The 20,764-nt window shown below is 55.1% G+C and carries 17 protein-coding genes; 9 read left to right on the forward strand and 8 right to left on the reverse strand.

The window, feature by feature from the left end:
• Positions 1 to 118: 118 nt before the first annotated feature.
• Both cysS and BY454_RS14015 read right to left on the reverse strand, forming a co-directional pair.
• On the reverse strand, positions 119 to 1,504 hold the full coding sequence (gene cysS, locus BY454_RS14010) for a cysteine--tRNA ligase (RefSeq protein WP_181049714.1): 1,386 nt from the start codon (positions 1,502 to 1,504) through the stop codon (positions 119 to 121).
• Positions 1,504 to 3,183: a glutamine--tRNA ligase/YqeY domain fusion protein gene (locus BY454_RS14015; protein ID WP_104417362.1), complete on the reverse strand. Its 1,680-nt coding sequence runs from the start codon at positions 3,181 to 3,183 to the stop codon at positions 1,504 to 1,506. Before BY454_RS14015 ends, cysS begins: the two co-directional genes overlap by 1 nt.
• 150 nt (positions 3,184 to 3,333) lie before the next feature.
• Between BY454_RS14015 and BY454_RS14020 the strand changes: the two genes are divergently transcribed.
• Both BY454_RS14020 and lpxH read left to right on the forward strand, forming a co-directional pair.
• On the forward strand, positions 3,334 to 3,834 hold the full coding sequence (locus tag BY454_RS14020; protein ID WP_104417363.1) for a peptidylprolyl isomerase: 501 nt from the start codon (positions 3,334 to 3,336) through the stop codon (positions 3,832 to 3,834).
• Positions 3,831 to 4,559, forward strand: coding sequence for a UDP-2,3-diacylglucosamine diphosphatase (gene lpxH / locus BY454_RS14025; protein ID WP_104417364.1), 729 nt, complete (start codon positions 3,831 to 3,833; stop codon positions 4,557 to 4,559). The genes BY454_RS14020 and lpxH overlap by 4 nt, the downstream gene beginning before the upstream one ends.
• Here lpxH and BY454_RS14030 read toward each other — a convergent pair.
• Together BY454_RS14030 and BY454_RS14035 are read right to left on the reverse strand one after the other, a co-directional pair.
• Entirely contained in the window at positions 4,551 to 5,516 is a 966-nt protein-coding gene (locus BY454_RS14030) for a hypothetical protein (RefSeq protein ID WP_146082719.1), read from the reverse strand. The genes lpxH and BY454_RS14030 overlap by 9 nt on opposite strands.
• Positions 5,517 to 5,528: 12 nt before the next feature.
• On the reverse strand, positions 5,529 to 6,299 hold the full coding sequence (locus BY454_RS14035) for a ferredoxin--NADP reductase (RefSeq protein WP_104417366.1): 771 nt from the start codon (positions 6,297 to 6,299) through the stop codon (positions 5,529 to 5,531).
• A gap of 137 nt (positions 6,300 to 6,436) precedes the next feature.
• Between BY454_RS14035 and BY454_RS14040 the strand changes: the two genes are divergently transcribed.
• Entirely contained in the window at positions 6,437 to 7,315 is an 879-nt protein-coding gene (locus BY454_RS14040) for a LysR substrate-binding domain-containing protein (protein ID WP_104425568.1), read from the forward strand.
• Between the two features lie 64 nt (positions 7,316 to 7,379).
• On the opposite strand, the gene BY454_RS14045 is transcribed toward BY454_RS14040, so the two are convergent.
• The gene (locus BY454_RS14045) at positions 7,380 to 9,974 is read right to left on the reverse strand and encodes a bifunctional aconitate hydratase 2/2-methylisocitrate dehydratase (protein WP_104417370.1); all 2,595 of its coding nucleotides are present in this window, start codon (positions 9,972 to 9,974) and stop codon (positions 7,380 to 7,382) included.
• Positions 9,975 to 10,231: 257 nt separating this feature from the next.
• On the opposite strand from BY454_RS14045, the gene BY454_RS14050 reads away from it, so the two are divergent.
• The 6 genes from BY454_RS14050 to BY454_RS14075 all read left to right on the forward strand — a co-directional run bounded on the left by BY454_RS14050 (position 10,232) and on the right by BY454_RS14075 (position 18,565).
• Positions 10,232 to 10,840 (forward strand): tRNA-(ms[2]io[6]A)-hydroxylase, encoded by a 609-nt coding sequence (locus BY454_RS14050; protein ID WP_104417368.1) that lies wholly within the window; start codon positions 10,232 to 10,234, stop codon positions 10,838 to 10,840.
• A 358-nt stretch (positions 10,841 to 11,198) separates the two neighbouring features.
• Positions 11,199 to 12,665, forward strand: a complete 1,467-nt coding sequence (gmtY, locus tag BY454_RS14055; protein WP_104417655.1) for a gamma-mobile-trio recombinase GmtY — start codon at positions 11,199 to 11,201, stop codon at positions 12,663 to 12,665.
• Position 12,666: 1 nt separating this feature from the next.
• The gene (gene gmtZ, locus BY454_RS14060; protein WP_104425569.1) at positions 12,667 to 15,300 is read left to right on the forward strand and encodes a gamma-mobile-trio integrase GmtZ; all 2,634 of its coding nucleotides are present in this window, start codon (positions 12,667 to 12,669) and stop codon (positions 15,298 to 15,300) included.
• Entirely contained in the window at positions 15,297 to 15,965 is a 669-nt protein-coding gene (gene gmtX, locus BY454_RS14065) for a gamma-mobile-trio protein GmtX (RefSeq protein WP_104417595.1), read from the forward strand. The genes gmtZ and gmtX overlap by 4 nt, the downstream gene beginning before the upstream one ends.
• Positions 15,958 to 16,398 carry a VPA1267 family protein gene (locus BY454_RS14070; protein ID WP_104417594.1) on the forward strand — a complete coding sequence of 147 codons (441 nt, stop codon included), beginning with the start codon at positions 15,958 to 15,960 and terminating at the stop codon, positions 16,396 to 16,398. The genes gmtX and BY454_RS14070 overlap by 8 nt, the downstream gene beginning before the upstream one ends.
• The gene (locus BY454_RS14075; protein WP_104417593.1) at positions 16,391 to 18,565 is read left to right on the forward strand and encodes an AAA family ATPase; all 2,175 of its coding nucleotides are present in this window, start codon (positions 16,391 to 16,393) and stop codon (positions 18,563 to 18,565) included. The genes BY454_RS14070 and BY454_RS14075 overlap by 8 nt, the downstream gene beginning before the upstream one ends.
• A gap of 363 nt (positions 18,566 to 18,928) precedes the next feature.
• Here the strand turns inward: BY454_RS14075 and BY454_RS14080 are convergent, their stop codons facing one another.
• The 3 genes from BY454_RS14080 to BY454_RS14090 form a co-directional block, all read right to left on the reverse strand.
• Positions 18,929 to 19,450: a hypothetical protein gene (locus tag BY454_RS14080; RefSeq protein ID WP_104417592.1), complete on the reverse strand. Its 522-nt coding sequence runs from the start codon at positions 19,448 to 19,450 to the stop codon at positions 18,929 to 18,931.
• A gap of 15 nt (positions 19,451 to 19,465) precedes the next feature.
• On the reverse strand, positions 19,466 to 19,942 hold the full coding sequence (locus tag BY454_RS14085; RefSeq protein ID WP_104417591.1) for a hypothetical protein: 477 nt from the start codon (positions 19,940 to 19,942) through the stop codon (positions 19,466 to 19,468).
• A 93-nt stretch (positions 19,943 to 20,035) separates the two neighbouring features.
• The gene (locus BY454_RS14090; protein ID WP_104417590.1) at positions 20,036 to 20,347 is read right to left on the reverse strand and encodes a hypothetical protein; all 312 of its coding nucleotides are present in this window, start codon (positions 20,345 to 20,347) and stop codon (positions 20,036 to 20,038) included.
• Between the last annotated feature and the right edge of the window lie 417 nt (positions 20,348 to 20,764).

A 20,764-nucleotide genomic window follows, 5' to 3' on the forward strand; every position in this document is an offset into this window, starting at 1 on the left:
TTCCCCTGCCAAGTGCCTCAGCACGGGGGCGTTATCATTCGAGCGCCGCATTATACGGGATTTTCCTTACAAGGTCATTCCCGCACCAACAAAGGGCGCTCTCCGCTTTTTCGGACAATCAGGCCCGGCGCCAGCTGGTTCCCTCGCGGGAATCGTCCAGAATCACGCCCTGCTCCGCCAGCTCGTCACGGATACGGTCTGCCTCGGCAAAATCTTTGGCCTTGCGGGCATCGGCCCGGGCCTGAATCATCGTCTCGATGTACTCAGCACTCAACTCTCCGTCGGCACCGGCGTGGAAAAAGGCTTCCGGGTCCTGCTGCAACAGGCCCAGCACGCCGCCCAGACGCACCAGCACGGCAGCACTCTGTTTAGCCTGCGCTTCATCACCGTTACGGCGATGCTGGTTAATCTCATTGGCCACCGCATGCAACACGGCGATGGCGCCTGCGGAGTTGAAATCGTCGTCCATGGCCTCTTCAAAAGCCCGATCATGCTCGGTTTCGGGCACATCGCCGGCCTTGGCGGGAATCACTCCGCGCAGGGCGTGATACAGCTTGGTTAGCGTTTGCCCCGCCTCCACCAGGTTATCCTCGGAGTAATCCACCTGACTGCGGTAATGGCTGGACACCAGGAAATAGCGCACCACCTCCGACGGGTACTTTTCCAGAATCTCGCGGATGGTGAAGAAGTTGCCCAGGGATTTGGACATCTTCTCCTTGTTCACGCGAATGGCGCCGGCGTGCATCCAGGTGTGCACGAAGGCATGGCCGGTGGCGCATTCGGACTGGGCGATCTCGTTCTCGTGGTGCGGGAACAGCAGATCCGGACCACCGCCGTGGATATCGAAAGTATCCCCCAGGCACTTGGTGGACATGGCGGAACACTCGATATGCCAGCCCGGCCGGCCTTCGCCCCAGGGCGAGTCCCAGCTGACTTCCCCGGGCTTGGCCGCTTTCCAGAGTGCGAAATCCGCCGGACTGCGCTTGGCTTCCTGCACGTCCACCCGGGCACCGGCCACCAGATCTTCCAGCTTCTTCCTGGAGAGCTTGCCGTAATCCGGGAACGACTCCACCGCAAAATAGACATCGCCGTTATCCGCCTCGTAGGCATGACCACTGCTGATCAGCTTGTGGATCATGGCGATGATGTCGTCAATGTGTGAAGTAGCACAGGGCTCTTCGGACGGCGGCAACACGCCAAGACGCGCTTCGTCCTGGTGCATGGCCTGGATCATCCGGCGGGTCAGCTCGCTGTAACTCTCACCGTTTTCATCGGCACGCTGCAGGATCTTGTCATCAATGTCGGTGATGTTGCGCACGTAGTGCACGTCGTAGCCCCGGTGGCGTAGGTAACGGGTGATCACGTCGAATGCCACCAGCACCCGGGCGTGGCCCAGATGGCAGTAGTCATAGACCGTCATGCCACACACGTACATGCGGATCTTGCCGGGCTCGATGGGTTTGAATGTTTCCTTCTGGCGCGTCAGCGTATTGTAGATACGCATTATTTGCCTCCCTTGCCCCAGGAATCCCGGAGTGTCACCGTTCGATTGAATACCGGCTTGCCAGCCTTGTCCGTCAGCTCCGGATCGCAAAAGAAATACCCTTCACGCTCGAACTGGTACGGCAGGTCGGTGCGTGGCTTGCCCAAGCTTTTCTCCACGCGGGCTCCTTCAAGCACTACCAGGGAATCCGGGTTCAGGTGGTCGGTGAAATCACCCTCTTTGTCACTGTCCGGCGACTCGTGGTTGAACAGACGGTCGTACAGATTGATCTCGGTCTCGACACTGTCCTGTGCCGATACCCAGTGCACCACGCCGTTGGGCTTGTAGCCTTCGGGGTTCACACCCAGGGTGTTCGGATCGTATTCGCATTTCAGCTCAATGATCTCACCCTTGTCGTCCCGGATAATCTCGCGACAGGTCATCACGTAACCACCGCGCAGGCGCACCGCCTGATCCGGCGCCAGACGCTTCCATTTACGTGGCGGTTCTTCCACGAAATCCTCGCGGTCGATGTACAGCTCACGACCCCAGGTGACTTCCCGCTGCCCCATGTCCGGATTCTGCGGGTGTACCGGGAGACTCAGGGTTTCAGTCTGCCCTTCGGGGTAATTCGTGAGCGTCACCTTGAGCGGGCGCATCACACACATGGCGCGCGGCGCTCGGGTGTTCAGGTCTTCGCGGATGGCGTGCTCCAGCATGCCCACATCCACGGTACCGCCCGCCTTGTTCACCCCGATCATGTCACAGAAGGTGCGCAGGGACTGCGGGGTGTAACCCCGGCGGCGCATACCGGAAATGGTGGGCATGCGCGGGTCGTTCCAGCCATCCACATAACCTTCGTCCACCAGGCGCTTTAGCTTGCGCTTGGAGGTGATGGTGTAGTTCAGGTTCAGCCGGGCAAACTCGATCTGGCGCGGGTGACACGGCACCGAGATGTTGTTCAGCACCCAATCGTACAGTGGCCGATGATCCTCGAATTCCAGGGTGCACAGGGAATGGGTAATGCCTTCCAGCGCATCGGAAATCGGGTGCGTGAAGTCGTACATCGGGTAGATGCACCACTTGTCACCGGTCTGGTGGTGATCGGCGTAACGGATGCGATACAGGATCGGGTCCCGCAGGTTGATGTTCGGAGACGCCATGTCAATTTTTGCGCGCAGCACCAGCTCGCCGTTCTGGTATTTGCCGGCGCGCATGTCGCGGAACAACTGCAGGTTTTCTTCCACCGGACGATCACGGTACGGGCTGTTTTTGCCCGGCTCTTTCAGCGAGCCCCGGTAGGCGGTCATTTCCTCTGCGCCCAGGGCGCAGACATAGGCCTTGCCTTTCTCGATCAGCTCCTCGGCAAAGGCATACAGCTGGTCAAAATAGTCCGAAGCGTAATGAATGTCGCCGGCCCACTCGTAACCCAGCCACTCCACGTCCTGCTTGATGGCGTCGATGTATTCCTGGTTTTCCTTTTCCGGGTTGGTATCGTCAAAGCGCAGGTTACAGTCACCATCAAACGTTTCGGCAATACCGAAATTCAGGCAGATGGACTTGGCGTGACCAATGTGCAGGTAGCCGTTGGGCTCCGGCGGGAAACGGGTCACCACCTTGCCGGTGTGATCTCCCTTGGCCACGGCTTCTTCAATCATGCTTTCAATAAAGTTATGGGCTTTCTTCGACTCGGCGCTCATACAATCTCTGTCAACAGGGAATGAATCATGGGAGCTATCCGGAGGCTCCGTGAAACCGACTATTATACTCACAAATGCACCCGGGACTCATGCATCGTGAAAAACTCTTGAGTACAATACCCCCTCCCAATTCATTAACAGGAAGGCCTGATGATTCTGCTGCAAACCAATCTTGGTGACATCAAACTCGAACTCGATTACGACAAAGCCCCGGAAACCGCGAAAAACTTCGAACAGTACGTTCGTGACGGCTTTTACGATGGCCTGATCTTTCACCGCGTTATTCCGAACTTCATGGTCCAGGGCGGTGGTTTCGAGCCGGGCATGCAGCCGCGCAAAACCCGCGAGCCGATCCAGAACGAGGCGGACAACGGCCTGAGCAACAAGGCCGGCACCATCGCCATGGCCCGCACCATGGACCCGCATTCCGCCACGGCCCAGTTCTTTATCAACGTTGAGGACAACGGCTTCCTGGACCACAGCGCCAAGAACGCCGAAGGCTGGGGTTACTGCGTGTTCGGCAAAGTGGTCGAAGGCATGGACACCGTGAACAAGATCCGCGCTGCCCGCACCACCATGAGCGCCGGCCACCAGGATGTGCCCCAGCAGGACATCGTCATTGAAAAGGCCGAGGTTCTGGAGGACGCGTGACCACGCTGTTTATCTCGGATTTACATCTGGAGGAGACGCGCCCGGACATCACGGACGCGTTCCTGCGGTTCCTGGACCAAAAAACGTCCGGCATTGAGCGACTGTACATACTCGGCGATTTCTTCGAAGCCTGGATTGGCGACGACGAGCAAACGCCGCTGCAGGAAACCATCGCCGGCGCCCTGAAGGCGGTCAGCGACCGGGGCGTCGAGATTTTCCTGATGCACGGCAACCGGGACTTCCTGATTGGCGAGGAATTCTGTGAGCGTGCCGGCGCCACCCTGCTGGATGACCCGACGGTCGTGGACCTCTACGGCACTCCGACCCTGCTGATGCACGGCGACAGCCTGTGCACCGCCGACGAGGAATACCAGAAGTTCCGCGCCAATATGCGCAATCCGCAGATGCAGAAAATGATGCTGGCCCGGCCTCTGGAAGATCGCCAGAAAATGGCCCGGCAGTTGCGGGACATGTCCATGGCCAAGAACCAGGGCAAGGCGGAAGACATCATGGATGTCACACCGGAAGAAGTGGTGCGGGAGATGGAAACCCATGGCGTGCAGCAGATGATCCACGGCCACACCCATCGCCCGGCCATTCATGACCTGCAGGCCAACGGCCAGCCTGCCACGCGGATTGTCCTGGGAGACTGGGATGAAAACGTCTGGTGGTTGGAAGCGGCACCCGGGCAAGCACCGGAACTGCGAAAAGAAGCCCTAAAGTAGCGGACCCTGCGGGGGTTCACGGTAGGTCTGCAGGCGTACCAGCCACCCCCGCAACCAACGCTCCCGCTCGATGGGATCTTCGGCATTCTCCGCACGCCGGGTAAGCACCCGGCCTGCGGCCTCCCGGAACGCTGCCAGAGCCGACTGATCCGCCTTCGGCTCCATAGTCAGAAGCACCTGCAACAACCCCCAGCCTTCATCCTGATAGCGCTCTGTCACCGCCAGACCTTCGCCCTTGAAGTTGACGTAATCGATCACGGCATAAGTGCCACCAGGCGTGGCGGTTAACGCCTGGAGATGGCGGCGGACGCGTGCGCGCTCATCCGCAGGGGCCGCCTCGACCACATCGTGCAGGGAGTTCTGGGCCCGCTGAAAAATAAAACGCGCCTGCTCACCCTTGGTTTGGGCCAGGAAATTGCGCAGGGACTGGACCCGACCGGACCCTTCCACCTGCAGAAAAGCCGCCCGGTCGGGCCAGGGCGCCGCCATGGGTTCCAGCTTTGCCAACCACGCAGGAACCTCTATATCACGCCCCTGGAGATAATCCACCAGCGCCGGAAAACTCTCTACAAACGGGCCGTCCACACCCTCGGGGTACCAGATAAAGTGCCCGATCCCCAGAGATGGAAAGGCTTCACCCTCGTTCCAATGCACCAGACAGCGGAACTGACCGGAACACTCGTTCAGGTAGATCTGGCCGCCGACCCATTCCAACTGGGCCGGGGATAACTGCAGGGCCATTTCCGGGCGGGCGGAGGGCTTAGGCTCGCCCTCGGGCTCTTTTTCGGTATCCGCCGGTTCGGCTGGCGTCATGATTTCCGCGCCCGGCGATTCCTTGTCAGCGGTCTCCGGTGTTGCCACCACCTCCGGCTCTCTCTTTGTTTGCGAAGGGGTCAGGCTGCAACCCACCAGCACCAAAGAGGTGAGAAGCGCCAATAGAACTGAAAGTCGTGGCAAACCGGTTTATCCTTACTGTTCGACGAAAGCCCTCTCGATCACATAGTGCCCCATGTCACCGCCCCGGGCTTCCTTGAATCCCATGTTATTGAGGATCGCACAGGTATCCTTCAGCATGCTCGGGCTGCCACAGATCATGAATCGATCGTTTTCCACATCGAACTCCGGCAGTCCCAGATCGCGGGTAATCTTACCGGATTCCATGGCATCGGTCAGCCGTCCTTCATTACGGAATGGCTCCCGGGTCACAGTCGGGTAGTACAGAAGGTTGCCTTCCACCATCTCGCCGAAATATTCGTTCTTCGGCAGGGCTTCGATTTCCTCCTGATACGCCAGCTCAGAAATATAACGAACGCCGTGCGTGAGAATCACCTTGTCGAACGCCTCATACACGTCCGGGTCCTTGATGATACTCATGAACGGCGCCAGACCGGTACCGGTACTGATCAGCCACAGGTTGCGACCCGGCAGCAGGTGATCCAGCACCAGGGTGCCAGTGGGCTTCTTGCTCAGCAGGATTTCATCGCCCGGCTGGATCTTCTGCAGACGGGACGTCAAAGGGCCATCCGGCACCTTGATGGAAAAGAATTCCAGCTCCTCTTCATAGTTCGCGCTGGCAATGCTGTAGGCACGCATCAGCGGCTTGCCATCCGTCTCCAGGCCAATCATGACGAAATGGCCGTTCTTGAACCGGAAACCGGGATCTCGACTGGTCTTGAAGCTGAAGAGAGTTTCGTTCCAATGGTGAACACTGGTCACGGTTTCTTTGATCAGGTTACTCATATTTACTCCGCCCGATGTATGCGAACTTGCAAAAAGTGAATATCAATTGCGATAAGTATAACCTGACGATAACATATCGAAGAAATGGGATATTCCCATAACGTTTTTCGGAAAAATCGATTACAGGCGCATTCACCATGAAATACACCTTCCGCCAGCTTGAAGTTTTCCTGGCTGCCGCCCGCTTCCAGAATATCACCCGGGCCGCCGAATACCTCGCCATGTCGCAATCGGCCGCCAGTAGCGCACTAAAAGAGCTGGAAAACCAGTTCGACATTCAACTGTTTGACCGGGTTGGCAAACGTCTGCAGCTGAACGAACTCGGCCGCCTGTATCGCCCCCGGGCCGAAGCCCTGCTGGCCGAAGCCACGGATCTGGAACTGGCCCTGAGCCGCCACTCGGAAGTGGGCGCACTGAAAGTTGGCGCGACACTGACTATAGGAAACTATCTGGCCGTAGGCGTGATGGCCCAATACATGAATCCCCCTACCCGCCCCAAGGTAACGCTGGAAGTGGCCAACACCCACACCATTGCCCAACGGGTTCGGGATTTCGAGCTGGACATTGGCATGATCGAGGGTGAACTTCAGGCATCCGAGCTTGAGATGATCCCCTGGCGGGACGATCGTCTGGTGGCCTTTTGCTCGCCCCAGCACCCATTGGCCAAAAAAGGCACCCTGACCGATGACGACCTGCGCTCGGCGACCTGGATCATGCGGGAGCCAGGTTCGGGCACCCGGCAGAGCTTTGAACGGGGCATGCACGGCCTGCTACCAGACCTGAAAGTCTTGCTGGAACTGGAGCACACCGAGGCTATCAAGCGTGCAGTGGAGGCTAATCTGGGCATTGGTTGCCTGTCGGAAGTGGTACTGGCCGACGCGTTCAAACGGGGCAGCCTGGTGCCATTAAGCATTCCCCACCGCCCATTCGACCGCCATTTCTACTTCATACTGCACAAACAGAAATACCGCAGCGCCGGCATTGACCGCTGGATACAGCTCTGCCGGGAGCTTTAGTCAGGCATAAAAAAACGCCAGCCCGGAGGCTGGCGTTTTTGTCAGAGCTTCATCAAGAAGCGTTTCAGGCTACGGAAGCCTCAGACGCCTTCTTGCTGTACTCCTCCATCTGGTCGAAGTTGAGATACTTGTAGATCTCTTTCGACATGCTGTTCAGGTCCTTGGCGTACTCCATGTACTCTGCCGGAGACGGCAGTTTACCCAGAACCGCACCCACAGCTGCCAGTTCCGCGGAGGTCAGGTACACGTTGGCACCATCGCCCAGACGGTTCGGGAAGTTACGGGTGGAGGTGGACAGCACGGTTGACTTCGGAGCTACACGTGCCTGGTTACCCATGCACAGGGAGCAGCCCGGCATCTCGGTGCGTACACCGGCGCTGCCGTAGGTGTTGAAGTAACCTTCTTCCATCAGCTGCTGCTGATCCATCTTGGTCGGCGGAGACATCCACAGACGGGTGCTCAGGTTGCCTTTGTGCTGCTCCAGCAGTTTACCGGCGGCACGGAAGTGACCGATGTTGGTCATGCAGGAACCGATGAACACTTCGTCGACCTTGTCACCAGCCACTTCAGACAGGAAGCGGGCGTCGTCCGGATCGTTCGGGCAGCAAACGATCGGCTCTTTGATGTCAGCCAGATCGATTTCAACCACGTGCGCGTACTCAGCGTCTTTATCAGCACGCATGAGCTTCGGATCCTTCAGCCACTCTTCCATCTTCTGGGCACGACGCTCCAGGGTACGCGGATCGCCGTAACCTTCGGCAATCATCCAGCGCAGCATGGTGATGTTGGAGCGCAGGTACTCAGCAACGGAGTCTTCAGACAGGTTGATGGTACAGCCAGCAGCGGAACGCTCGGCAGAGGCGTCGGACAGCTCGAACGCCTGCTCAACGGTCAGGTGCTCCAGACCTTCGATTTCCAGGATACGACCGGAGAATTCGTTGATCTTGCCCTTCTTCTCAACGGTCAGCATGCCCTGCTTGATGCCGTACAGCGGAATGGCGTGTACCAGGTCACGCAGGGTGATACCCGGCTGCATTTCACCCTTGAAGCGAACCAGAACAGATTCCGGCATATCCAGCGGCATAACGCCAGCAGCAGCGGCGAACGCAACCAGACCAGAACCGGCCGGGAAGGAAATGCCCATCGGGAAACGGGTGTGGGAGTCACCACCGGTACCCACGGTGTCCGGCAGCAGCATGCGGTTCAGCCAGGAGTGGATGATGCCGTCGCCCGGACGCAGGGAAACACCGCCACGGTTGCGGATGAAGTCCGGCATGGTGTGCTGCATTTCAACGTCAACCGGCTTCGGATAAGCGGCGGTGTGACAGAAAGACTGCATCACCAGGTCGGCCTGGAAGCCCAGACACGCCAGGTCTTTCAGCTCGTCACGGGTCATCGGACCAGTGGTGTCCTGGGAACCAACGGTGGTCATCTCAGGCTCGCAGTAGGTGCCCGGACGAACGCCCTGGCCTTCTTCCAGACCACAGGCCTTACCAACCATCTTCTGGGCCAGGGAGAAGCCTTTGTTGCCAGCTTCCGGATCTTTCGGCAGACGGAAGATGTCGGTGGCGCCCATGCCCAGCGCTTCACGCGCCTTGTTGGTCAGACCACGACCGATGATCAGCGGGATACGACCGCCGGCCTGAACTTCGTCCAGAATCACTTCGGACTTCAGGGCGAATTCAGAGATCACTTCGCCGGCTTCGTTCAGGATCTTGCCTTCGTACGGACGAATTTCGATCACATCGCCCATGTTCATGTTGTCTACCGGTGCTTCGAATACCAGGGCACCCGCATCTTCCATGGTGTTGAAGAAGATCGGAGCAACCTTGTTACCGATACACACACCGCCGGCGCGCTTGTTCGGCACACCCGGAATGTCTTCACCGAAGTACCACAGTACCGAGTTGGTACCGGACTTACGGGAAGAACCAGTACCCACTACGTCACCTACGAAGGCAACCGGCAGGCCCTTGGACTGGATTTCTTCGATCTGCTTGATCGGACCAGTCACACCCGGCTCTTCCGGGTTCAGGCCGTCACGCTCCATTTTGTACATGGCGCGGGCGTGCAGCGGGATGTCCGGACGGGACCAGGCATCCGGGGCCGGAGACAGGTCGTCGGTGTTGGTTTCGCCAGTAACCTTGAAAACCACCATCTTGGTGCTTTCAGGAACCTTGTCCTTGCTGGTGAACCACTCGGCGTTGGCCCAGGATTCGATCACTTCCTTGGCCACGGCGTTGCCCGCGTCCATCTTTTCTTTCACGTCGTTGAACGCGTCGAACATCAGCAGGGTGTGCTTCAGCTCTTCACCGGCCAGCTTGGCCAGTTCGCTGTCGTCCAGCAGTTCAACCAGGGTTTCGATGTTGTAGCCGCCCTGCATCATGCCCAGCAGCTGAACGGCCTTCTCCTTGCTGATCAGCGGAGAAGTGGCTTCGCCTTTAACGATGGCGGACAGGAAAGCGGCTTTTACGTAAGCAGCTTCGTCCACACCCGGCGGAACACGGTTTTCCAGCAGGTAAACCAGAGTTTCCTCTTCACCGGCAGGCGGGTTTTTCAGCAGTTCTACCAGACCGGCAACCTGCTCAGGATTCAGCGGCTTGGGGGGGATACCCAGAGCTTCACGTTCGGCAACGTGTTCACGATAGGCTTCTAACACGATATGGACCCTCATCAGTTGGAATGTCCCGCGTTATAGGCATCAGCCTGCGGGAAGTTTTTTGGCGGTAAAGGCCGCGGGAGCCTCTGAATAACGCCTCAAACCACCGGCTCGAGTTTCAGGGTTTATTCAGAGACTCCCATAACTGGCGCTGCATTCTATAGGAAAACCCGTATGAAGTTAAGTTGGACAGAGGTCGGAGAGATCTGTTAGTTGCGATATACTCCGGAGCTTTGCCACACAACCGGGTTTGTACCATGACCGACGCCCTGCAAGAGATTCACGATTTCCTGCCCTGCCGGACACCGGCACAGTGGATTGATAACGCCCTCGAAAACCAGGATCTGCTGTTGATCGACCACGCCCATTGCGAGAAAAAAGCGGCGTCCACTGCACTCAGCCTGATGTACCGGTATCTGGACAACGTCGACCTACTGAACAAGATGTCCCGCCTGGCCCGGGAGGAACTGCGCCATTTTGAGCAGGTGCTGGCGATCATGCAAAAGCGCGGGGTGGAATACACCCATCTATCCCCTGCCCGGTACGCGGCGGGCCTTCGGGCGGAAGTCCGGGGCGACGATCCCGGCCGCCTGGTGGACATCCTGATCGTCGGCGCGATCATCGAAGCCCGCTCCTGCGAACGCTTCGCCGCTCTGGCCCCGTACCTGGATGAAAAACTGGCCGATTTCTACAACAGCCTGCTGAAATCCGAGGCCCGCCATTACCAGGATTATCTGCACCTGGCCGAACAGGCCCATGGAGGGCCGGTGGATGAGCGCGTGGCGGAATTCCTGGCGATCGAAAAGGAGCTGATCGAAGCGCCGGATACCGAGTTCCGGTTCCACAGTGGGCCGCTAACAAACTGATTTTTTTGCCACGGAATCCACGGAAGAACACGGAATAAAGCAAAAGACAAAGACATATTAGCCACTAAACCCACGAAAAAACACGAAAAAACACGAAAAAGTGAATAGCGATACTGATTGGTCGTCTTTTAATTTCGTGTTCTTTCGTGGATTTAGTGGCTAGAAAACCGTTTTAATCTTTTCTTTCCGTGTTCTTCCGTGGATTCCGCGGCCATAACAAAAAAAGGGGCTCCCACGGTTCTGTATAGTACATAAAACTGTGTAATTTTGATAAAACCCCCTTAATTGGGGGTTTCTTTTTCCTGAAGACTGCACTATATGTATAGTGAATACTGTGTAGTATGTGTAGGGCTCAAGGATGTTTGCAACGAAGGTCACAGCCAAGGTAGTTCAGGACAAAAGTGGAGTGGCCACAGAGATTCCGGTCATTCTGACTGACCAAGGGGTTTTGGGATCAGTCACAGATTATGTGCTTAGCCTTCACCTAAACGGCATCTCACTTTCAACAATCACTAACCATATTCAGTCGATTAGACTCCTCATCGAGTTCATGAGTGCCAACGAAGGCATGTTCGATGAACCCGAAGCGTTGTTCGCGGCCTTTGTCCGACGGCTCTACAGCGGCACCATCGGTGAAGATGGATTGGACCCCTCTGGCCTTTATTGGATACCGGCCAGTAATGGCACGATACATCGGCACATCATCAATCTGACGAATTTCACCAATTGGCTCTTGGACAAAGGTCTGGGTAAGCCTCTTAATACCTTGCGCACAGCCACTCGACATGAGGAGCGCATTCAGTATGCCGCTTGGTTTAGGCGCAATCAGAACGATTTCCTCGGACACATCAAAGACAAGTCGATCAACAATACTGTGAAGAGAGCCCGCAGCATCAAGGGCCGAACACCTCTGGCAAAAACCAATGACGATGCCATTGCTTTCCCGACGGGAAAGTTTGAAGACTTCTACATGAATGGATTGGGAGGAGCCAAAGACCCGCGAGTTGCGCTGCGAGACAAGCTTATCTTGCTCCTGATGCACGCGGCCGGGTTGAGGCGTAGCGAAGCACTGTTGCTTTGGGTCACAGATGTCTTCGAGGCCCCCTCAGATCCGGACCAGGCAATCGTGAGGATCTACAACGAGATAGAAGGCAAGGCACCTGAAGGATGGAAGTCCCGAAAAGGGATAAAAACCCGCAAGGCGTACCTACAAGAAAAGTATTCACGCATACCGCGTCAGGAGATGCAAAACACCCAGCATCTCGGCTGGAAATCCAAAACCCTGGATCATAAGGATGGCTACCTGGAGGCGTATTTCTTCCCGCAGGAGTTTGCTCGGATATTCATGTTGCTGTGGCGACAGTATTTGGTTTTCCGTGCATCGTTGGAGTGCCATCACCCCTATGCGTTTATCAGCTTCGACTCTCGCTATCTGGGCAATCCCTATACCTACAACGCCTTCACCCAAAGCTACGCGGCGGGATTAAGGCGAATTGGGCTCGAACCCAACAAGAGCATAGGGCTCGATCCTCATGGCCATCGCCACAACTATGGCCGTCGATTGACGGATGCCGGGGTCGATCCGCTCATTCGCAAAAAGTGCCTGCATCACGCAAGCCTGGAGTCTCAGGTTCCTTACACCATGCCCTCCAGCGTGAAAGTCTCAGAAGCGCTGTCTCAGGCAACCCAGCAACTTCAGTTGGGATCGGATAAGGAAAAGACCACAGCCTCTTTCGACTGGAAGAAGTTGGCCGAACACGGTTTTGAACACCTCGATCCAAACGGCCACTTCACCGGCAAAAATCCACGGTTATGGAAACGGTAACATGAACAAAAATTCAGGAAGCAAAGGCTACACCACGGATCTGACGCTGGGGTGGGTGACCGAGGAACTGGGGCACGACTGGCTGCAATGGCAGCAGTACGCCGCCGAATGGCTAAAAGCGCAAGACAGAGGCGTTAATACGCGCTTGAAGAGTATAAGAAAATTTCTTCTGTACCTGAACGCGAAAGCCCCGTATGCCACTGACGTGGCCACAATGTTCAAGGGCCATCCGAGCGGCCATAAAGTGTCCAGTGAAGAATTTGAGGCCGTTCTGGTTAATAGTGGAGCGAGTGCTGATAACCATAAACACGTTTCGCACACAGTCGAATTATGCGACCACATCCTCAAGCATCATCTAAGCGCCGAGGACGATAACGGCGTCGAGCGACCCCTGTTCTCTAATCCGTTCGATAAAATCAAGAACAACACATCAAACACCGAAACCGTCCACAGCCCGTTACCCTATCGTTATATCCAGCAAGCCAGGCACATTCTTTGCCCCTACCCAACCGATGACTCCGGCAATAAAACGCCATGGGTCGGGTTTCATTTTAAAGACTGGCAGTGGGCCATCGATCAGCTTCAGTCTGGCAATCAGGCGTGGATGGAAGTGCCTCCGGAGGTCATTGATCCCGATGATCCGGATTGTATTGCCCGCACACGAATGGTCAATCGAAAAGCCGGTAAATCAAACAAGCCTGTGACCATTCATGAGATCTGGTCGCCTGTGATGGCGATGTTTCTATTCACGAAACTCCATCTGCCCCTTCGTTCTTTTCAGGTACGGTTTCTGGATTCCGGTGAAGGTGATACGTGGCGTTACGAGCACGGTCATTGGGTCGAGAACATCCAGCACCCATTCAGGTACGGGACCCCCAAACGCCCCTATCAGAAAGGCGTCTTCCGGCGCATTTTTGACTCGATGACGGAGAGCTATGCCACGGGGCTGTACGTCTCGACTAACAAAACCGCCGACCGAAACAAGGATGAGATTCAGCGCGGCTACACTATCCCCTGGCAGCACGAAGAACTGCTGTATTGGCTGGAAAAACTCCGCAACTGGCAGGAAAAATACAACCCGATTAACCGACTGGTAAGTGGCACAGAGCTTAAGCGTAGCCATATTGGCGAAGCCAAACCTAAGAAGCAATTGACCGAAATGGGCGAGTTTGCCTTTTTGTTTCGGGACCGAAATTCCGCCCTCCCGATCGGCAGAAACTCTTTCCAGAATTCTTGGTACCGCCTTTTGTCGAAACTGGAAGAAGATCTGTTCCAGTCAGGCCTGACCATGAAGAACGGCGACCGCCTTCGGTTTGTGAAAGACTACGGCGAGGACTTTGAAGGCCAGGAAACCTCTAAGGTGGCAACGGAGTACCCGCTGCACAGCCTTCGGGTATCCTTGATCACCAGCTACACCATGGACACCGATCTGCCGTTGCCGGTGATCTCCAAGCTACTGGCTGGTCATACCCGGCTGTTGATGACGATCTATTACAACAAGATCACGCCCTCGGTGATGGCCGAGAAAATGAGCGAGGCCGACTCCGCCCTGGTTGAACGCGGGGAAACGTCCCTGAAGAACTTTCTTCAGGACGCAGAGATGAGGCAGATCCAGCTTCGCACTGCGTCGCTCGGTGATACATACAACTCTGTCGAAGCCGTGCTGGCGAACCGGAATCCGATTGGCTGGGAAGAGCGGGCCACCGGTCTGTGCCTGGTCGGCGGCAACTCCGTGCGTTCGGATGAACTGTCCACCGTTGGCGGCTGCTGGAACGGCGGCTCCCTTATAAAAGATTCAGAACGTGCGTACTCAAGGATTTATGGCCCGGTACCCCATGGCCCTGAAAACTGCCCCCGCTGTCGCTGGCATATCACCGATGCGACCTACCTGCCAGCGCTGAATTCCAAGTTCAATCAGGTCAGCTACAAGGCGCATCAGGCGGCTGAACTGGCCGTCGAGATTGAAGGCCAATTAGAGGCCCTGAAGGATGAGCTGTTCATCGCCGAGGAAACCGGTAAGCCGTTCCTAAAGCACAGCGAACTTCAGGCGCTGGTGCGTCGGTTCGAAAAACAGCACGTGGAGGCAGATCAGTACGCCAAGGACTACATCGCCATCTTCAATCTGATCAACAAAGTGGTCCTGATTGAGAATGGGCGAACTGAGGACGATGACCGTCAAAAGCTGGTCGCAGTGGGGTCTGAGGAAGACCTCAACGTCAGCATGAAATTCACCGAAACCGACTCGGAATTGCTGCACCTGTCCTTGCTCTGCGAGGACGCTGAATTCTATCCCGACTTGCACGATGACCTGCGCAAAACACCTGCCATTGCCAAGCGCACCAACGCCTTGAGTCGCATGATGGCCCGCTCCGGGTACAAGCCCGTCTTTCTGGAAATGGACGAAAACACACAGTTGATCGTGGGTAATGCGCTCGTTCGAAAGATGGCTAAGATCGCGGACCCAGACGACAAGATGGAGGGTTATCGAATCGCAACAAACTACATCGAAGCGCAAGAGTTCCTGGAGAACGATGGGCTGCTGAAATCCGGATTTGAGGCCGTCAAACAAATCACCCCGATCACGCTGTCGTCGGGCGCTCTTAAGCGGATTCCGGCCTTGGAGGTGTCTGAATGAACATTGATGTTGATGCGATTCTGGACACCCTCAAAGACGGCAAGACTGCGAAGACGAAGGCATCTCTGGATAAGCTCCACGAAACGTTGAGCGCCTACTTCGACTCCGGTGCTCGGGACTTTTCCATTACCACCATTGGGCGCGTATCCGAGCAAGATGGCGGTGTGGGCTACCAATCGATTCGTGCCACCGCAAACAAGCATTATCGGGACCTGGTGGAAGCGTGGGCCGCCAAGGCAAAGACCACCACGAAGAAACCACCGGTCGGGCCACCCAAGAGAGTGAGCCAAGATCACCAACTTCTGGAGCGTATTGAGGACGCGGCGGTGCGTGCCCTCTTTGGGCAAATCATTCGGGAGCGGGATCGCTACAGAAGCGAAGCCAACATGCTCAAGAGCACAACCGAGATCGTGATTGATAAGCGACCGACGACCTATGTGGAGCCCCAGTCTGAAGCCAGTGTGGAGCTGCTGCCCTCGTTAAAGGGGATCTGTTCGGAGAACGAGATCAAGGCGTTGCAAACCGTCTGCACCGAGGAATGGCTGGAGAAACTCGGATTCAAAGCGAACGCATTGGGCCAAGTGAAAGATGAGCTGGGTACGGAAATCCTACCTCGCGGATTTCTAACAGCGATCAAAAAAATCCTAGGGGAAATGGATGAGTAATGGTCAGGAAAGAGCGCGTCAGAACCTGAGTGCCTTCCAGAGCTGGGTGGCTACCCAAACGGATGACGATTTTAAGCAGATCATCTTTCGGGGCCAGTTAAACCGTGGCGAAGTGGCCAAAGCCATAGGCATCGGAAAGAGCGCGTTGCGCCAGAATCCGGCCATTAAATCAGCACTGGAGAATCTGGAGCAGAGCCTGCGTGATCGGGGTGTTCTGCCAGAATTTACCGCAACCGCCCAGGCCCAGCGGTCAGAACCGAAGCGCTATGATCCTAGCGTTAACCAAAGAGCCATGGAATCGAGAAGGCTCTCAGTGCTGGAGCAGGAAAACATTGAGCTAAAGGCCCGCGTGGCCACCCTCGAAGCCAAGCTAAAGCGTTACGGTGAACTGTCCGAAGTCCTCACAGAGTTCGGAGTAGCGCCCGATGCATGAAGAGTATTTCCGTGTCACTAGCTGCCAGCATAATGGCTATAAATACACGATCTTCACGGGCATTCCCCTCAAATCTGACAGTTACAAAATCAACTCGGGCAAATACATCGTTAGCATCCGATGTGAAAACCAGTCTTTGCCTATCAAGCCGTCGGTTGGCCAGCAATGGCGGGTGCGTGGTATGAGGACGCTGGAGACCGTTCAGGCAGGCGATTATGAGCTTCAGCAGCATATGTATGAAGCCCCAGCTGAGATGGAATGCACGCTGCCGGAAACGGGTGAGGCGCTGATCCGCTTCATTGCCAATGAAAAAGAGTTCACGGGTATCGGTGAGGCCAAAGCACGAGCCCTCTGGGACGCTTTTGGCAGCGACCTGCACTCCATGCTCCAGGCCGACACTGCTAAGCACAGAGGCCTTCTCAGAAAGGTTCTCAGCGAGGTTTCAGTAACCGCGCTTTACAACGGCTACGCCAAGTACAAAAACCTTGCGCATGCGAACTGGCTGGCTTCTCTGGGAGTGCCGCTGAGCATTCAGCAACGCATCCTGAAATACCACGATGATCGCACCGTTGAGATACTCAAGAGCAATCCTTACGCATTGCTCGGATTCGGGATGTCTTTTCCCGATATCGATGCCATTGCTGAACAGATGGGCATGGAGAAATCGGCACCGGAGCGGCTCGCAGCTGCTTTAGAAGGCGCGATACGAAAAGAGGTAGAAAAGGGGCACACCTACGCCTCCCATCAGGCTCTCAGGCCCGAGGTTATCAGGCTTCTGGGCGATAAAGCCCTGGTCGCAGAGGCGTTCGCCAGCGGTTATCGCAACGGCCAGTTTATTCTCAGGCCAGAAACCGGCACCTACCATCCTACCGCACAAATCATGATGGAGTCGGTCGTTGCCAAGCGGCTCAAGGCCTTGGCCGCCACCAAGGACGAAGATGAATCCGTCTTCAAGGCGCTCACCGAGGCCGTGCAGGAGCTTCCCTACGACCTGACCGAGCAGCAGGTCCAAGCGGTCGAGTCGAGCCTTACAAATGCGGTGTCCTGCATCACGGGTGGTGCCGGTACGGGTAAAACCACGGTCCTTCGTACCGTGCTCAAAGCCTATGCCGCACTAGGCTATCAGGTTCATGCCGTCGCTCTGTCGGGGCGAGCAGCCATGCGACTGCACGAGAGCATCGGATTCTTCACCATGACAATTGCTCGCCTGTTGCGGGAAGAGCCGATCTCGCCGTCACTGGATCAGGCGCAGCATCTCCTGGTCATCGACGAAGCCAGTATGATCGACCTGCCGACCATGTATCAGATCGTTACGCACCTCGATCCGTCGGTACGCATCATCATGACCGGCGACCCGAAACAGCTGCCAGCCATTGGCTGTGGCAAAGTTCTGTCAGACATCGTTGAATCCGGCGCAATCGCTACGGTTGAGTTGAATATCATCAAACGCCAAGAAGGCTCAACGGGCATCCCGGAATACTCGACCACCATCAATCGGGGCGAGGTGCCTCCATCTTTATCGGTTGGCGCAATCACGTTCCACGAGACGCCTACGCAGCAGGTGGTCGATAGGTGCACATCCTTGTACGCGGAGTCACCCTCCAACACCCAGATCATCGGAGCCACCAAGGTTCTGGTTGGCGAGGTGAACCGAGAGTGCCAAAAGCGGATCAATCCGGATGGAAAGCGCTTGCAGTTTAGACTGCATGGCGATGAATTCTTCCTCGATATGAGAGTGGGCGACCCGATCCTCTTCATCAGGAACAACTACAACATCGGCATTCAGAATGGGTCTCTTGGCGTATTATCCTCAACAGAGCGCGACACCCAGGACGGCCAGGAAACATTTGGTGTCGTGACACTGGATACCGGCGAAGCCATTTCAATTACGGATGAAGTCTTCGATTGCATGGAGCTTGGCTACGGAATCACGCTCCACAAGGCCCAAGGGAGCCAGTTCCCGAGAATCATCGTGGCAGTCCAGAAGGGTCACATCTCCGACCGTGCGTGGCTTTACACGGCGATTACCCGTGCCGAGGCAGAGATACACATTGTCGGGCGGGCTAGTGATTTTTCGTCCATCGTAAAATCGGTAAGCAATGCCACCAGAAGAGCGAGTTTCTTGAGGGACTTGCTGAAAGAGAGGGATTCGGGGGTTAGCCATTAACGGCACGCCCCCTCATCGCCGGTCGCGGCCATCGGGACCTCTCCCTGTACCGCAACGTCATCTTAAACGATCATCGCTGGTCGTGAAATACCTCGGGTGAATCGCCGCTTGCGGCGAGAGGGCAGAGCCCTCCATAAAAGTCATGGCGGTACTTTCATTCTGATATTGCACTGTTGGTCCATTCCAACAAAACGAAGCTCCTATTCTTTGCAAAGTTTGGTCTAAGGCATCCATCGGTCCCAACACCTGTTCCATACGGAGGCTGGTTGGAGTTAGTTAGCAAAAGCAGCCGATTCGCGCACAGGGCGAAGTGTTACCGTTTACTGATCAGCTGCTTTTCTGCTGCAATACTCCATTGACAGGTTATCCAGCTCTCTCCATAAAAGCCTGTATATACTCTTTCGGGACCTCCATAACTCGCGTACCCCATCTCTTTGCATTAATTCTAATCTTCAGGCTTCTATCACCTTTTAGATATTTTTCCTTATCGAGTAGAGCAAATCCAACTTCAGTAAACGAACATCCTTTAGAAAGACACACCGGCGTTTCTTGACTAACCTCTTGTAGCTCAATTGTTTCTTTTTTTAGGGTCGTTATACTCTCAATAAACTTCCAGCCTTTCCCTGAGTGGAAGTTATGTACCCGTAAGTAGTAGTTGTTGTTCTCTGTTTTCATCAGCTGTATTGATACTTTATCATTATAGAGTAGGCCGCTATAGTCAGCCTCAATTACTGGCCCGAATATTCGGTGCTCGCCAAACTCGGACTTAACTTCGTATATCTTTTGCGAAACGAGAGTCTTGTTCGACGGGTTTTCTACAACGTATTTTGTATTTGCACACGCTGAAAGAAAAATAGTGAGAATGATAACCAAAAATTTCTTCATTGCCCTCTCCTTGGATTAGACGGTGTTGCCAGCCCCGAGGTAAATTAATTCCGCTATGAAGAGCAGAGATGGTAATACAAACCAGTTTGGGACGTCGTTCTGTGTACCCATTTTTTGTATTTCTTTCCAGTCCTCTGGGGTCAAACCTTTCTTCTCAAGCCGATGAATCGTTTTTTCTTTTACCTCAATGGGCCGGATTTCTCTAGTACCACATTTGGGGCACTTTGCCGGGGGGGTATTCCTTCTGCTTTGCCATTGATAAAGACATTTTCTGCACCGCATAGCCCCGTACCAAACCGGCTTGTAGTAAATAACACCTACGAAGTGAGCTTTCTCATACACGAAAAAAATTGCGGCCAAAACAGCCAATACAGGAATAACCCATAGAGCAGCGGTGAAAATCCACGAGAAAATGAAAGCGTACTCTTTTAGCCATGAAACCGCGAAAGCTATCCCGAGGACGAAGACAACAAACTGTGGCGAACCCCTCATCTATCTCATTCCTGGCCAAGTTAAGCAGCGAACCTTGAGAACCTGCGGTGGGTCGTCGTGCCAAGAACATGCCTAAGTGATTTACTTAAGTCACTATTGCTCAAGGACCTTCCGTTCTTTAATTAAATCTCTGAGAACAGACAGTTGGCCATGTGCCCAGCTAACATGCTGATCGACGCTATGGTCATTAGCGATGTCATATCCAACAGAAGCACGAATGCTCCAACATGCGGATGATAACTTTTCTAGGGTATAACCATCCAGACTGTCCTCGATAGCCCCAAATTCTGATTTGATTGCCTGAGTTGCAGCATAAATTGTTGCTCGCTCAAAACTATTTTCAGCCTCCAACGCAAGATCAGCTAACTCTTCAAGCCGGTCTACCATCAAAAGTTGATCGTTCATTGCCCCCCCCCTTGTGTTAAAGAATTTATTCATTTGCATGTGTGGTACGGCGCAATCGCGTCTACACCAGGCTTCTCATGAGGGAATGAGAAAGCTGCTAAACGCGAGAGTACAATTAGTTCATAGGCAATGAGTATCCACAAGGATGCTCAATCATTCAAGAATCAACAGTTGTTTCTTGAATGATATCCGAAAAGCTGAGCTTCAAGTCACTCTATTGCCCCCCCCCCCAAATTGAAGCCCTGTTCTGGAGGTATCACTTCCATGAACTTCTTAAAGATCACGTAACTTTTACACACAGACCTACACACTGTGTAAAAAAAGAAAATGCCCCAAAAGCGTCAGCTTGAGGGGCACTCAGTCACTCACTCACACGATTACATAACTTTCAGTATATACTCTTTCGGGAGCCCCAGA

This window comes from Marinobacter persicus (assembly GCF_002934325.1).
Classification (GTDB): domain Bacteria; phylum Pseudomonadota; class Gammaproteobacteria; order Pseudomonadales; family Oleiphilaceae; genus Marinobacter; species Marinobacter persicus_A.